Annotated in this window: 18 protein-coding genes; 17 read left to right on the top strand and 1 reads right to left on the bottom strand. The window is 35.6% G+C overall.

Annotated features, from left to right (window positions below; genetic code table 11):
- On the top strand, positions 1–1,031 hold a 1,031-nt coding region (locus tag AB1349_09470), incomplete at its 5' end, for a transposase (GenBank protein ID MEW6557568.1).
- Positions 1,032–1,558: 527 nt separating this feature from the next.
- Here AB1349_09470 and AB1349_09465 read toward each other — a convergent pair.
- A complete protein-coding gene (locus AB1349_09465) occupies positions 1,559–1,840 on the bottom strand; it encodes a hypothetical protein (protein ID MEW6557567.1) in 282 nt (93 codons plus the stop codon).
- A 175-nt stretch (positions 1,841–2,015) separates the two neighbouring features.
- On the opposite strand from AB1349_09465, the gene wecB reads away from it, so the two are divergent.
- The 16 genes from wecB (at position 2,016) to radC (ending at position 15,010) form a co-directional block, all read left to right on the top strand.
- Positions 2,016–3,188: a UDP-N-acetylglucosamine 2-epimerase (non-hydrolyzing) gene (gene wecB / locus AB1349_09460; GenBank protein MEW6557566.1), complete on the top strand. Its 1,173-nt coding sequence runs from the start codon at positions 2,016–2,018 to the stop codon at positions 3,186–3,188.
- Entirely contained in the window at positions 3,166–3,549 is a 384-nt protein-coding gene (locus AB1349_09455) for a DUF3467 domain-containing protein (protein MEW6557565.1), read from the top strand. Before wecB ends, AB1349_09455 begins: the two co-directional genes overlap by 23 nt.
- Positions 3,542–3,739 (top strand): DUF6485 family protein, encoded by a 198-nt coding sequence (locus tag AB1349_09450; GenBank protein MEW6557564.1) that lies wholly within the window; start codon positions 3,542–3,544, stop codon positions 3,737–3,739. The genes AB1349_09455 and AB1349_09450 overlap by 8 nt, the downstream gene beginning before the upstream one ends.
- Positions 3,740–3,790: 51 nt before the next feature.
- On the top strand, positions 3,791–4,726 hold the full coding sequence (locus tag AB1349_09445; protein MEW6557563.1) for a 2-dehydropantoate 2-reductase: 936 nt from the start codon (positions 3,791–3,793) through the stop codon (positions 4,724–4,726).
- Positions 4,727–4,757: 31 nt separating this feature from the next.
- Positions 4,758–6,563, top strand: a complete 1,806-nt coding sequence (locus AB1349_09440) for an STT3 domain-containing protein (GenBank protein ID MEW6557562.1) — start codon at positions 4,758–4,760, stop codon at positions 6,561–6,563.
- Positions 6,564–6,578: 15 nt separating this feature from the next.
- Positions 6,579–7,259, top strand: coding sequence for an ERCC4 domain-containing protein (locus AB1349_09435; GenBank protein ID MEW6557561.1), 681 nt, complete (start codon positions 6,579–6,581; stop codon positions 7,257–7,259).
- Positions 7,260–7,265: 6 nt separating this feature from the next.
- The gene (locus AB1349_09430; protein ID MEW6557560.1) at positions 7,266–7,595 is read left to right on the top strand and encodes a DUF5665 domain-containing protein; all 330 of its coding nucleotides are present in this window, start codon (positions 7,266–7,268) and stop codon (positions 7,593–7,595) included.
- 52 nt (positions 7,596–7,647) lie between these two features.
- Positions 7,648–8,412 (top strand): prolipoprotein diacylglyceryl transferase, encoded by a 765-nt coding sequence (gene lgt / locus AB1349_09425; protein MEW6557559.1) that lies wholly within the window; start codon positions 7,648–7,650, stop codon positions 8,410–8,412.
- Entirely contained in the window at positions 8,373–9,284 is a 912-nt protein-coding gene (locus AB1349_09420) for an RluA family pseudouridine synthase (GenBank protein ID MEW6557558.1), read from the top strand. The genes lgt and AB1349_09420 overlap by 40 nt, the downstream gene beginning before the upstream one ends.
- A gap of 85 nt (positions 9,285–9,369) precedes the next feature.
- Positions 9,370–10,290, top strand: coding sequence for a branched-chain amino acid transaminase (locus tag AB1349_09415; GenBank protein ID MEW6557557.1), 921 nt, complete (start codon positions 9,370–9,372; stop codon positions 10,288–10,290).
- The gene (locus tag AB1349_09410; protein MEW6557556.1) at positions 10,287–10,724 is read left to right on the top strand and encodes a hypothetical protein; all 438 of its coding nucleotides are present in this window, start codon (positions 10,287–10,289) and stop codon (positions 10,722–10,724) included. Before AB1349_09415 ends, AB1349_09410 begins: the two co-directional genes overlap by 4 nt.
- Positions 10,694–11,281, top strand: a complete 588-nt coding sequence (locus tag AB1349_09405) for a LysM peptidoglycan-binding domain-containing protein (GenBank protein MEW6557555.1) — start codon at positions 10,694–10,696, stop codon at positions 11,279–11,281. Before AB1349_09410 ends, AB1349_09405 begins: the two co-directional genes overlap by 31 nt.
- Positions 11,282–11,286: 5 nt before the next feature.
- Entirely contained in the window at positions 11,287–12,621 is a 1,335-nt protein-coding gene (xseA, locus tag AB1349_09400; GenBank protein MEW6557554.1) for an exodeoxyribonuclease VII large subunit, read from the top strand.
- A 143-nt stretch (positions 12,622–12,764) separates the two neighbouring features.
- Complete coding sequence (gene xseB, locus AB1349_09395; GenBank protein MEW6557553.1) at positions 12,765–12,980, top strand: exodeoxyribonuclease VII small subunit; 216 nt, start codon at positions 12,765–12,767, stop codon at positions 12,978–12,980.
- A complete protein-coding gene (locus AB1349_09390; GenBank protein MEW6557552.1) occupies positions 12,973–14,364 on the top strand; it encodes a glucose-6-phosphate isomerase in 1,392 nt (463 codons plus the stop codon). The genes xseB and AB1349_09390 overlap by 8 nt, the downstream gene beginning before the upstream one ends.
- Positions 14,354–15,010, top strand: a complete 657-nt coding sequence (gene radC, locus AB1349_09385; GenBank protein ID MEW6557551.1) for a DNA repair protein RadC — start codon at positions 14,354–14,356, stop codon at positions 15,008–15,010. The genes AB1349_09390 and radC overlap by 11 nt, the downstream gene beginning before the upstream one ends.
- Positions 15,011–15,153: the final 143 nt, after the last annotated feature.

The following is a 15,153-nucleotide window of genomic DNA, read 5'->3' as shown; positions in this document are numbered from 1 at the left end:
TAGATGACGAAGAAGACAAAAAATATGGTTTTGACAAACGCGGTACAGAACTTCCTGAAAATATACAAGATAAAGAACAACGTATTAAGAAAATGAAACAGATTGTAGAACAATTAAAACAAGCACGTCAAAAAATCAAAGAATCAGGCAAAAAGAAAATTAACTTAACTGACGAAGATGCACAATTTCAGAAGGACAAAACAAGAAAAATTCCTGGTTATCGTGGACATATTGCAGTTGATTCCAAAGAGCAAGTAATTGTTGCAAATGATGTTACTAATCAGGCAAGAGACTCTGTTGAACTGATTCCAATGATTGATGAAGTATTAGATAATGTTGAAGAAATAGCACCTGATAAATTCAAGGATGACAGAAAACTTAAAGAAAAAATTAACATACCAGCAGATAGTGGATATAGTTCAGGTAATAATTTTGCTGAACTTGACAAAGAACAGTATAAAAATAAAATAGAACCATTCATTCCTGATGAAGTAGGAGAACAAATTAAAAAGGGCAAAGGAGGTTCTCATAAAGAAGACCCACAATTTGACAAATCCAAATTTATCTATAACAGTGAAGATGACACTGTCACATGTCCCGCTGGTAAAAAATTGCATCATACTGGAAAGCGCCATTATCGTGGAGTAATGTACAATGTATATGGAAATAACACATACTGTAAAAGTTGTCAACATTATGGGAAATGTACAAGTAGTAAATGTGGACGTAATATCTTTATTTCTGAACATCAGCCTCTTTTTGATAAAATGCGTTCTAAGTTATTAACACCAGAAGGTAAAAAGATATATGGTATCAGAAAAATAACCGCCGAACCTGTCTTCGGAAATCTTGCTCATAACTTAGGATTCAGAGAATTTTTGTTACGTGGGTTGGAAAAAGTCAAAGGTGAATTCTCTTTAATGTGTTCTGCACACAATCTCTTAAAAATTACAAGGTTTTTAAGAGAACAAAAGATGTTATTAACACAGGCACTGGCAAAACATTCTCTGTTTGCTATACCCGATGGATAAAAGTTTAAGTTGTTCACAGAAAAATAGAAAAATAAATTGAAAAAGTGAAAACATAAAGAGAACACCTTCTAATTTTTTGTCAATATAAAAATTTCAAAGAGCAAAACCTGTCGCCTTAACTAATTGTCGGACAGCCACTTGACTTGGTTCGCTTTCGTTTCCTCAAATGACAAGTAGGTAGATGGCCATTAAAAGCCGTCTCAATTCCGAGCAGGAGGAGTTGAAGTCAAAACTTCACCAGAAAAGTGAAGAACTTAAAGGTATTGTCAAAGAAATAGTAGCGTTAGAAGCACGGCTCACAAGCATCGTTTATGGTAAAATACGGCAGGAAAAACGATAAACTTGAAGATTTCGGATTAAAATCTTGGAAGAGCGGTGACAAAAAAGGTCCGTGTAAAACCGCTTAAAAAACTTTGCCACAGTCACTGAATACACAGAGAAACACCAGAGATTAAGATTGAGATTGAGATTTCAAAAACTATTCAGTGAGTTCAGTGTATTCAGTGGCAAAGAAAAAAGATGAAAGATTATCTTTTGAAAAACAAAAACAGAACCGTAGTGATTGAAGTGAACTGGCCAATCCAGAATATGAACATCCATTTAATCAGTTCTGATTTCATTTCCCGCATTTCCATACGAATAGCAGATGTTTCTTGTAAAAGGTCTTTTTTTGTAGCCACCTCATTCAATAAGGCAGCGTTATTTGTTTCCAGAGCGGTCTCTACTGCTGAAGCTATGACCTTTGCTTCAGGTTCGTCAAACTTCTGGCGGAGTACTTCAAAAATTTTTAATGTATTGGCATATGCCATAATTCTTACCTCCGAAAAAATTATAACAAAAAATATGAGTTTTGTCAAGTAGAAAAACAGAGATTAAGGAAAAAGGGAGAGGTCCTTTTTTCCAAATAACAACAAAAAATGGCTGGGTTGCAGACAGCCGTTTTTTTATTGTATTTTTTCCGTCTTTTTGATATAATAAAACTATATGAAAAAGATTTTGTGTGTTTTTGGAACCAGGCCTGAAGCGATAAAAATGGCCCCGGTTATTAAAGAAGTCAGAATTAAGAAGCCAGAATTAAGAATTAAGGTTTGTGTTACTGCTCAACACAGAAATCTCTTAGACGATGTGCTTGATATTTTTTCCATAAAGCCGGATTATGACCTGAATATAATGATTGAGAACCAGTCGCTATTCTATGTAACTACTACCGCAATAACCCGGCTACAAAATGTGCTTTACAACGAAAAACCTGACATGATGCTGGTTCACGGAGACACTACAACTACATTTGCCGCGGCACTTTCAGCTTATTATCTGAAAATTCCTGTCGGGCATGTTGAAGCAGGACTGCGTTCATATGATAAGTTTAATCCATATCCTGAAGAAATAAATCGGCTTTTAACTGATGCTCTTTGCGATATACATTTTTGTCCGACTGAAACCGCTAAAAAAGCATTGCTTAAAGAAGATATAAACTCAAAAAATATTTTTGTAACAGGAAATACCGTCATAGATGCGCTTTATTTAATTCTGGAAAAAAAGCATAAATTCCAAAACCCAACTTTAAGAAAAATCTCCAATCTCCAATCTCCAATCTCCAATCTGATTTTAGTCACGGCGCATCGTCGCGAAAATTTCGGTCAGCCGATAAAAAATATCTGCTATGCACTTAAAAAAACATCAGAAACATTCCCAGAATATAAAATTATCTATCCTGTCCATCCAAACCCGAATATCAAAATACCAGTAAAAAATATTCTCGGTAGCCTCAAAAATGTGTATCTTACAGAGCCGCTTAACTATCCTGATTTTGCAAATCTGATGAATATCTCATATCTTATTCTTACCGATTCAGGTGGGTTGCAGGAAGAAGCGCCTTCTTTAGGGAAACCGGTGCTTGTGATGCGAAAAGTGACAGAACGACCTGAAGCAGTAAAGGCAGGCACTGTAAAACTTGTCGGGACAGAGACAACCAAAATTTTTAATCAGACAAAAAAACTGATTACAGATAAACAGGCATATACTAACATTGCAAAAAGTGTCAATCCTTACGGTGATGGTCTTGCGGCAAAAAGAACAGTTGAATTTATTGAATACTATTTTGGATTACGTTCTAAAAGACCGACGGAATTTTATGCCCGAACCAAAAAGATATAAAAAAGGAAAACATATTTATACAAAATGGGGAAAAAACTTTAAGGAGGTGAAAACCATGCCGGAAGAAAATCTTCAAAAACCTGTTCAGGTTCAGATTGAGATTGATGATACAACTGCTCAGGGTATCTATACAAACCTTGCATTTATTACACATAATGAAACCGAGTTCACGCTTGATTTTATTTATGTTCAGCCACAGCAACCGAAAGCGAAACTGCGCGCACGAATAATCTCGTCACCAATACATACTAAAAAATTTCTTCAAGCACTTATGGATAACCTGCGAAAATATGAGGACAAATTTGGTGAGATAAAGGTTCCTGTTATTCAGGAACAGAAAGTGGAGTTTGGAAATGCGTAATTGTAATATTGACAGAAATTTAACAAAATGTACCTGTACCTATCAGCCCTGTTCAAGGAAGGGAATCTGCTGTGAATGTGTTTCATACCATTTGAAAAACGGCGAACTTCCAGGCTGTTTTTTTCCGAAAGAAGCTGAACGAACATACGACAGATCAATCGCAAAATTTATTGCCTGTTATAGACGATAAATACTATCTGCGGAATCGTTGTTAAAATCTGTAGAATCTGCGTTTCAGAAAATGAATATCTGTATTATCGGTGCAGGTGCGATGGGTACGCTTTTTGCTGGACTTCTGGCAAAAGGTGAAAATAATGTCTCACTACTTGTAAAAAATAAAAATACTGAAACGGTAATTAAAACCACTGGTATTCATATCTCCGGTATCTCAAACTGCTATATTCAACCTTCAAAAATCAAAGTTAGTACCATCCCGCTAAAAACAAATCTAAATATCCATCGCCTCGTAATCGTTTTAGTTAAATCATATGATACCATTTCAGTATTACCAATACTCAAACAGATAGTTGGCAAAGATACTTTTGTTCTAACACTCCAAAACGGGTTAGGTAATTATGAAATTATCAACCGAGTTATTCCTAAAACCAGAATCGTTCGTGGAGTAACATCCGAAGCATCTATATTAAAAACCACCGGGTTCGCTATCCATACAGGTAAAGGTGAAACAATTATTGAAGGGTGTGGCGGGGTGGAGTGTGGGGATACTAAAATTGCTAAAGAGATTGCTAATATTTTTAATCACTGCGGGCTGAAAACAAAAATTACCAACAGTATTGAATCTGCAATCTGGTCAAAACTGGTTTTGAATTGTGCTATAAACCCGGTGACTGCAATTTCAGGCGTAAAAAATGGCGATATCCTTAAATACAGAAATCTGTATGAGGTAGCGATTGAATCTGGTAAAGAAGTAATGCAGGTTGCAAAAGCAGTTGATATTCCAATCCTGTTTTCTGATTGTTGTGAAAAAATTGAGCAGGTGTGTAAAGCAACTTCCAAAAATATGAACTCAATGCTTGCAGATGTTCGGGCAAACAAAAAAACAGAAATTGAATTTATTAACGGTGCGGTTATAAAAATTGCAGAAAAACTAAAAATTCCAGTTCCCGTTAATAAAAGTTTATACTCGCTTGTGAAAAAACTGGAAAAAACCAATTAGTCCAATTGGACTAATTGATGAATATCAATAGATGAATAGTAAAAAAATTTTATTACTGGTATTTTTTTCTGCCTTTTTTTTACGGTTTTCAAATATATTTAATCAACTTTACAGGAATCAAATTCTTTTTTTTACTGGCGATTCAGACCCATACTGCCATATTTTAAGAGTCCAATCAGCTATACAAAATTTTCCAAGGCTGACTGGCTTTGAGCCGTTTCTTAATTTTCCATATGGAACGCATCATTTCTGGCCACCAGTTTTTGATTGGCTGATTGCCTTTTTATGTCTGATTTTAGGATTGGGATTCCCATCTGTAAAACTTGTTGAATGGACTTGCGCAGTGTTGCCACCACTTATCGGTGGGCTCACCATTTTGCCCGTCTATCACTTTTCTAAAAATATTCTATCTGAAAAAAATTCGCTTCTAACTGCTGTAATTTTTTCACTGATGCCATTCCATATTCTATACACAACTTTTGCAAGATTTGACCATCATCTTGCAGAACCGTTTTTGTATATTCTGATTATCTTGTTTTTTATACTCGCCTGTCAGAAACATATTTTGTATGCTTTTTTGGCTGGTGTAACTATTTTTTTAGCAATAGGAACCTGGATTGGTTCAACAATTTTTGTCTTAATTTTGGGCATCTCAATAATTTTGCAATTTATATGCGATACTATACGAAAACAATGTTCAACCAGAATTTTTTATTCGGCAGTAATAACTTTTGCAACTGCATTGCCCGGCGTGATGCTTTTAAGGAACCCATACTGGAAAAAAGTTTATCCGGTTTCGTTTGACACAATCTCGCTTTTACAACCTTATACAATCTGGTTTTTTTTAGTATTGTTTTTAGTTTTTTATTTTATCCAGGGTTATCTTGTTTTTCCAAAAAGTAGAAGGATTTTATTCGCTGCTGGTATTTTTGCGTTTTTTTTGATTTCATCTACACTGATTCTTTCTGGCGGATTTATAGGCGGTATTCTGGCAGGTATCAATTTCTTAAGTAACAGACCACCACAGTTTTTTAAAGATTTTGGCGAGTTTGAACCGTTTATCACTAACTCGTCGGGCTTTTTAGAATATATTTTTGTCGGGATTATAATTTTTGTTGTCTTTTACGGACTGATTTTATTCATCAACGAAATAATAATAAATCCGAAAATTTACAAAATAGTTTTTTTGGTCTCAACTGTTATATTCGGGATTTTAACTTTGATACGGCCAAGGTTTTCAGGTATATTTTCAATAAACCTTGCAATTTTAGTCGCCTATATTTTTGAGCGATTGTTTCAAAATAAAATTTCACAGAAAGGCTCAAAATTGCTAATTGTAATTCCTGGAATTTTAGTTTTTAGTTTTTACAGTTATGGTATTCATAAAATAACCAAAAAAGGGGGCGACGATTTCAAAGTATATTATCAGGCGCTTTTATGGCTGAAAGAAAATTCAGAAAACATTTCCAGAAGTAATCTCAAATATGGCGTATTGCCATCTGCTTCTGAATACGGCAATGCTATCGTCTATGTTGCCAAAAGACCAACTATAGCAACGAATATGCATCTTGAACCACAGGGGCTTATTACTCTTGAAAAGTTCTTTCTTGAAACGGATATTAGTAAAGCACAAAAGATTTTGGCTGATAACAAAGTTGGCTACATTATTTTAAGCAGGACACCATACATTGAGCAGAAAGCAAAAAATGGTTCAATATATAATTTACTCTGGCAAAGGCAAAAAGAAAAATGTAAGCAAATGCTTACATTGGTCTATACATCAGCGTCGGGCAATATAAAAATTTTTTCTGTTTTGTTTTTCCAAAACAAAGAGTAAAAGGAGAAATTAAAGATGCAGAATAAAGTAGTTACAAAAGATATTGAAATAAAAATAGATTTGCGAGAAAACAAGTCAAAAATTTGTGATATCTTGGCAAACAAATACAGTATCCAGATAGACAAAGTAATGTTACCAGTAGGAGATTATATAATTGGTAATGAAATTGTTGTAGAAAGAAAAACTGCTGTTGACTTTGTTCAGTCAATTATTGACGGCCGGTTATTTCAACAGGCACAAAAAATAGGACAACTTTTTGATAGAGCACTTTTTATTATTGAAGGTGAAAATCTATACAATACTGGAATTGATATTCATCCACATGCCATATCCGGAGCAATAGTAAGTATAGCGGTAAAATGGTGTATACCAATTTTATTTACGAAAGATACAGAAGAAACTGCTTTATTACTATGGCTAATTGCCACGCAACATCATGAAATAAAAAAAGAACTAACCTACAGACACGGTTACAGACCAAAGACATACCGTAAGCGACAACTTTATATTCTGCAGGGACTTCCTAATGTAGGACCGAAATTGGCTAATAATCTACTCAACTATTTTGGTAGTGTGGAAAAAGTATTTACTGCGACTAAAGAAGAATTGACCAAAGTTGATAACCTCGGAAAGAAAAAAGCAGAAAAAATATGTATGCTATTACGCGAAGAAAGAACTAAATATTGTAAATTCTGAGTTGTTTTGTATAATAAAATTGTTATGTCAGATAAAGAAAAGAATATAAAAAAAAAACTTGAGCAGACAGCCACAGAAGTAAAAAACTTGGTTACTACTGAATTCCGTGATATTCTTGATTTTGCAAAAAAACCATGGAAACTGGTATGGGTAAATTTTCTTATTGGTATCGCAAGAGGTGTAGGGCTTGTGATTGGTATGACGATTTTTGGCGCTGTTATTGTAGCGTTGATAGTTTTTGTTCTAAATAAAATGGTAGATTTACCACTTGTTGGAACCTATATTGCAAAAATCATTACTGAAGTTAAACATCAATTATCAAATATGCCCCGTTAACTTGCCAAAATAAAACGCTCAGGTAAATCAGAACGGCTACAAAAAATAAAAAATGTATCCCACACTCTTTAAGATTGGTTTTTTAGAAATACATACTTACGGTGTTTTTGTTGCGCTCGGTTTTTTTGTTGGGTTTAATATACTGCTGTATTATGCTAAAAAATCTAATATCCCATCATCTATAGTTGAATCACTTACCTTTTTAGTTTTCATTTTTTCTCTAGTCGGTGCTCGGCTGTTTTATGTTCTGATTTCATTTGATGATTACAGAACCAATCTACTTGACATTCTCAAACTCTGGCAAGGTGGTCTTGTATTCTGGGGCGGGTTTCTGGCGGGTGGACTATCAGTTATTATTTTCTCTCTAAAAAAGAAACTACTATTCTGGCAGGTTGCTGATATTTTTGCGCCTGCTTTGGCAATCGGTCAGGCAATAGGGCGGCTTGGCTGCTTTTTTGCGGGGTGTTGCTACGGCAAACCTACCGACTCATTTTTAGGTGTTATATTTCCTGAAAACTGTCTCGCACCAGCAGGTGAAAAACTATTACCAACACAACTAATATCATCAATTTTGCTTTTTTTGTTGTTCTTGATTTTACGAACTTTATGGAATAGAAAAAAATTTGACGGGCAGATTTTTTTGGTTTATGCGATTCTTTTTTCTGCTGGCAGATTTTTTGTTGAATTTTTGAGGGGTGATTTCAGAGGAAATTTTATTTTCGGAATTACACCGACGCAGATTCTATCAATTCTGGTTTTTATAGTCAGTATAGTTATATGGAAAAAATTATCTCGGCTAAAGACAAAATCCGGTTAGACAACTTTTTACGAGAACAGTTTCCTGATTATTCTCGTAGCTATTTTCAGCGGTTAATCAAAGACGGGCTTGTGCAAATCAACGGAAAACATTCTGAGTCGGGACATAAAGTTCACCTTAACGATATCATAGAAATAGAATTTGCCAATAAACAGGCAAGATTACTTCCTGCCAAAATTTCACTTAAAATAATTTTTGAAGATACGGATATCATCGTTATCAATAAACAACCTAATCTTGTTGTTCATCCCGCAGGAAACCATCAGACAGATACGCTCGTCAACGGGCTTCTGTATTACTGGAATAACAAAATTTTTCCGTTTCTCGTCCACCGACTTGACAAAGATACATCGGGTGTTCTTGTTGTTGCAAAAAATGAAAAAGCAAAAGAGTTCTTATCAAGACAGTTTCAGAACCGACTGGTAGAAAAGAAATATCTGGCAATCGTTGAAGGTATTATAAAAGAAAAAAAAGGTATTATTGAAGCGCCTTTAGGCAGGTCTGCAGATAACAGAAAAAAGTTCGCTGTCGGTCCTACAGCAGAAAAAACAGCAAAAACATTTTTTAAGGTGCTTGAACGATTTCCAAAAACAACTTATCTTGAAATAAAACCTTATACAGGTAGAACACACCAGATTAGAGTTCATCTGGCATATATCGGCCATCCTGTTATCGGCGATAAAGAATATGGAAAATCATCAGAAATAGCAACACGGCAACTACTTCACGCATCAAATCTAAAATTTACGCATCCAGCAAGTTTAGAAAAAGTAGAGTTTTCAGCGCCACCACCGTTAGACTTTAAGTTAGTATTACAAAATCAACACCAAGAAAATTTTATAGCCACTGAAGCCACTGAAATCACTGAATAGTTTTTCAGTTCATTGACAAAATAATTTTTTTTTGATAGAATAAAAATATAACAACAATTTTTGACCGCTGTGCTTGGAGGACGATATGAGTTTTGGAAAAGGAAAAATATGGTTTGATGGGAAGTTTATTGACTGGGCAGATGCAAAAATTCATGTAATGTCACATGTTGTACATTACGGGTCATCTATTTTTGAATCGCTACGCTGTTACAATACAAAAAACGGACCTGCGATATTCAGGGTAGAGGCACATATAGACCGTCTATACGATTCGGCAAAAATTTACTGCACAAAAATCCCATTCACAAAAAAAGAGTTTGCAAAAGCGATTGTGGATACTGTAAAAATCAATCAATACAAAGAATGTTATATCCGGCCGATTGTTTTTCGTGGTTATGGTGAGATGGGACTTAATCCGTTAAAAAACCCGGTGAATTGCGTTATTGCATGCTGGGAATGGGAAACTTATCTTGGTAAAGAAGCACTTGAAAAAGGCACATCAATGCATGTCTCGTCCTGGCGCCGAGCAGCACCTGATACTTTTCCAACACTTGCCAAAGCCGGCGGTAATTATATCAATTCGCAACTTATAAAAATGGAAGCGTTACGAAGCGGTTATGAAGAAGCAATCGCACTGGATGTTTTTGGCTATGTTTCTGAGGCATCCGGCGAGAATATTTTTATTGTGAAAAATGGCGTGATTTTTACACCACCAACCAGTTCATCAATCCTTGCAGGTATTACAAGACATACAGTTTTTATTCTTGCACGAGATATGGGAGTACGGATAGAACAGCACGCTATCCCACGCGAATCAGTCTATATCGCTGATGAGGTTTTTTTAACGGGCACTGCAGCAGAAATTACACCTGTCTCTAAAATTGATAATGTCGTCATCGGTAACGGGCGACGAGGTGAGATTACGAAAAAATTGCAATCCGCATATTTTAATCTTATTCGTGGAAAAACTAAAGATAAGTATAACTGGCTTACATATATTAAATGAAACCAACACGGCATATTGCAATATCCTTATCTATATCCGTAGTTTGGTATTTGATTTTTAATTCGCTAAAATTATCACTGGCATTATTATTAGCAGGCGTGTTGATTGATATTGACCATCTTGTTGAATACTTTAGAGAAGTTGGATTTAAAACAGATATTAAACGGTTTTTTTACTGTTGTGAAAATTATGCGTTTAAGAAAAATATTTTGATTCTACACAGTTGGGAATTATTTGTTGTGTTTTCACTGGTTGTATTTTTTATGTATCCGGATTTAATAATATACGGTATTTATATTGGCTATTCAGTTCATCTTGTTTTTGACCAATTGAGTAATTTGAGTAAGCCACTGACTTATTCATTGATTTACAGATGGAAAAATGATTTTCAAACGGAGAAAATATGGCAGGTAGAATTACTCGGCTCCAGATAATTTTTTTAACAGTTACTTTTTTTCTAGTTTTTAATATCTGCTCACGATTTTACCGTGCCTGGCAGATTGCAAGTAGAAGAACACCAACAATCCCCCCCATTACTGCTATACAAGAAGAACCTATACAGACACAAGAAGAAGATATTGAAACCCAGCGTCTCAAAAAACTGGAACTCAAAGCGCGACAGCAAATTGCCGTTAGTGGCGAAAAAATCAAACTTAAAAAGAAAGATAGGTTTGATGTTTCGTCTGCAACCTTATTGCTTAAAAAAGCAAAAAATTATTATGCACTTGCCGACTACGAAAATGCTTTGTTATATGCCAGAGATGCATCAAATGCAGTAGATACACTGGTAATAAAAAAATTGCCTGAACCAAAATTATATATCGTCAAAAAGAACGATACGCTCTGGTATATCGCTAAAAAACATTTCAGAAAGGGCTCTAAATGGTACAATATCTGGATAGCCAACAAAGAAACAATCCCTGATTTTGATAAAATTTACTGCAAACAAAAAATAATCATTCCTGAATTAAAGCAAAAAAAACAATCCTAATTTTTATGCACAAAACCAACCACAACCTGTATAAGAATACCAATAAAAAATTAGAACTGTTTGAAGAAGTCCTAACAGTAAGCCAGTTAAACAACCGTATAAAAAATACGCTATCAGACCAGTTTGAAAATGGTATCTGGGTTTGTGGCGAAGTTTACAGATACGAACTGGATTTGCTAAGAGCCAATAATAGACCTTACCGCCAGGTATATTTTGAACTTGTAGAGCAGGACACAATAACAAAAGAACGAAAGGCATCAATATCAGCAATGATTTGGGGAGACGATAGAGATAAAATTGAGCAGAAGATGATTACGATTGCTTCAGGGCTGACACTTAAAGACGGGCTTCAGATAAAGGCAAAATGTTTTGTAGATTTTTATATACCACAAGGAAAAGTGCAACTGCAGATTACCGATATAGAGCCTGAATACACCGTCGGTAAAATGGCGATTGAAAAAAAACTGCTGCTTGAAAAACTGAAAAAAGCCGGGTTTTTAGAAAAAAATAAACAACTTGAAATCCCTGTTCTGCCAATGAATATCGGCTTGATTACATCAGTTGAAAGTGCTGCCTATAACGATTTTATAGACGAATTAAAAAGTTCAGGATATGGTTTCAAGATTTTTTTATGTGATGCCAGAATGCAAGGCAGCGATTTGGAACGAGAAGTCAGAGCGGCGATTTTTACGCTCAACAAATATCACATGGATGTCATAACAATTGTTAGAGGTGGTGGAAGCGCTTCAGACTTGATGGGCTTTGATAAAGAAGGCGTGGCTGTTGCAATTGCGAACTCAAAAAAACCTGTTTTGACAGGTATCGGTCATCAAATTGATAGAACCGTATCCGATGAAGTTGCAAATCAGTCGTTCAAGACGCCGACGGCAACCGCGCAGTTCATAGTTGAAAAAGTAAAAAAGTTTGAACTTGATACTGAGGAAACATTTGCCGATATTCTAAAGATTCAGAAACAGATTTTAACAGACGAAAAAGATAGATTAAAAAGTATAACAAGCGAAGTAAAATCAGCAACCTTGATGTTTGTGAAAGACCTTGAGAATAATATCGCCCAGATAAAAGAAAAAATTAAATGGAGTTTAAAAAAATTTTTTGAAGATAATTTCAGAAAACTTAATGAATTAGAACGATTAAATAATTCCAAAAATCCTGTTAATATACTGAAATTAGGTTTCGGACTTGTATATACAGCCGACGGCAAAATTGTAAAAAGTATAGAAAAAGTGTCAGTTGGGAATGATGTAAAAATTGAACTGCATGATGGCAAACTCGGCGGAAAAATTATTTCCAAAGAGAAAAGATATTGTCAGAAACCATAAAAAACCGTTAAACACAGAGGACACAGAAACACAAAGTTTGTAGGCACACCTGCCTGACGGTAGCAGGGTTTATGACCGTGCAAAATGTTTTTTTACCACAATTTTTAATTTTTAATTTTTAATTACCGTTAAAGGAGATACTGATGAACGAGAAAATTTCGTATTCAAAAGCACTTGAGGAATTACAGACGATTTTAGAAAATCTTGAAGGCGAAAATGTAGAAATAGATAAACTTGCCGAAAAAGTAAAAAGGGCAACTGAACTGATTAAAATACTACGGGAAAAACTCAAAAAAACAGAGGTTGAAATAAAAGAGATTGTAAAAGAATTTGAGGAAACGGGAGAAAAAAATGGCTGATATAAAATTGGACTATTCAAATTGTATAGCGGATTTTGTAGGTGAACACGGGATAACACTGTCAGAATTGCAAGCGCTATATCCAAAACTTTCGTCTGCTTACAACATTGTGCAGCAGAAAAAATCAAATGGCTCACTTGGATTTATGGAATTGCCATACAAAGAAGATGAATCAAAAAAAATATCCGGTTTTGCCAAAAAGCAGAGAACACAATTTGATGATTTTGTTGTGATTGGTATAGGCGGGTCTGCACTCGGCAATATCGCATTACAAACAGCATTAAACCATCCTTACTGGAACCTTCTATCAAAAAAACAAAGAAAAAACTGTCCACGACTTTTTGTGCCGGACAATGTTGACCCTGAACTTCTAAAAGGATTGCTGGATATTCTTAACTTAAAAAAAACGGTGTTCAATGTAATCTCAAAATCAGGCACTACTGCAGAATGTCTTGCCAACTTTTTCGTGCTAAAAAACGCACTGCTCAAAAAAATAAAAGTCAAAAACTGGCAGAAACATGTGATTATTTCTACTGACGAGCAAAAAGGATATTTACGAGAACTTGCGAATAAAGAAGGTATAGTTTCGTTCGTAATTCCAGCAAATGTAGGTGGTAGATTTTCTGTGCTTTCGCCAGTTGGACTTGTTTCAGCCGCTTTTTGCGGGATTGAAATAGAAAAATTATTAGAAGGCGCAAGGGATATGGATGCCCGTTGCGGTCAGGATATTTCTAAAAATCCAGCTGCGGTTTATTCGGCGATACAATATCTTCTGTATCAGAAAGGAAAAAAAATAAGTGTAATGATGCCGTACTGCCAGGCACTTAAAGATATCTCTGACTGGTTCAGGCAGTTGTGGGCAGAATCGCTTGGTAAAAAAACAAATATCCGCAGTGAAATTATAAATATCGGTCCTACACCTGTTAAAGCGTTAGGTGTTACCGACCAGCACTCGCAGGTTCAACTTTATATTGAAGGACCTTACGATAAAATTATTACATTTCTGGCCGTCGGAGGTTATAGTACAAATGTACTAATACCAAAAACAAAAGAAAAACGTTATCTTGAAGGACATACATTGAACGAATTGATAAAATCGGAGGAGGAAGCGACCCGTGTGGCGCTCACCAAACAATCGCGTCCGAACTGCACCATCATCCTGCCTGAAGTTTCTGAGCATACTATCGGGCAAGTTCTCTATATGCTTGAACTTTCAACCGCATATATCGGCGAAATGTTTGAGATAAATGCGTTTGACCAGCCAGGCGTAGAACTCGGAAAAGTGCTTACTTACGGATTGATGGGCAGAAGCGGGTATGAATTAGAGAAAAAAGAGATTGAAGAGTTTTTAGCAAAAAAACACGGAAGCCAGTATGTCATTTGAAATTGATAAGATTGATTTCCCGAGAGAAAAACTGTCAAAAACCGGTGTGTTGTCGCTGAAAGATGAAGAACTTCTGGCGATAATTTTAGGCACGGGCTATAAAGGCAAAAATGTGCTGCAACTTGCAAAAGAGATTCTGAAAAAATATCCAGCGGACGATTTTATCCGACTGCCACTTTCCAAATTGAAAGCGATTAAAGGTTTAGGCACGGCGAAAGCGTCCGTTGTTGCCGCTGCTGTTGAACTGGTGAAAAGAGGGCTTGATAAAAATGCGGTTTCAATCAAAAAGCCGATGGATATTCTACCATTCACACTTGATATTCGCGACAGAAGAAAAGAACATTTTGTAGTTTTCTATCTTAATGCAAGAAATGAGATATTAAAAAGGGACTTCGTCTCAATAGGCACTCTCAGTGCCTCGCTTGTCCATCCAAGAGAGGTTTTTAAGCCAGCAATAGAATACTCTGCCGCCAGTGTAATTTTTGTCCACAACCATCCATCAGGCGATACCACACCGTCGGAAGACGACATAAAACTCACCAAACGGCTTGTATCCGCTGCCGCCATTCTGGGCATAGAAGTTCTTGACCACATAATTATTTCCAAAATGAACTTTGTGAGTATGAAAAGCAAAAATCTTATATAACCGTCCCCGGAGATAAAAAATGAGTGTGCCAAGAAAGTTCCTTGAATTCTTGTCGGTGGAAGTCCGAACTGGATAAAGGGTAGCGACCAGTCCAACACCAAATCCCACAGTTAATAAGGCAACGAACTAACTGATGCTGGGAT

The sequence above is a fragment of the Elusimicrobiota bacterium genome (assembly GCA_040757695.1).
Classification (GTDB): domain Bacteria; phylum Elusimicrobiota; class UBA8919; order UBA8919; family UBA8919; genus JBFLWK01.
Note: the sequence above shows the minus strand (reverse complement) of the source record. Positions and strands in the feature narration are given on the sequence as shown.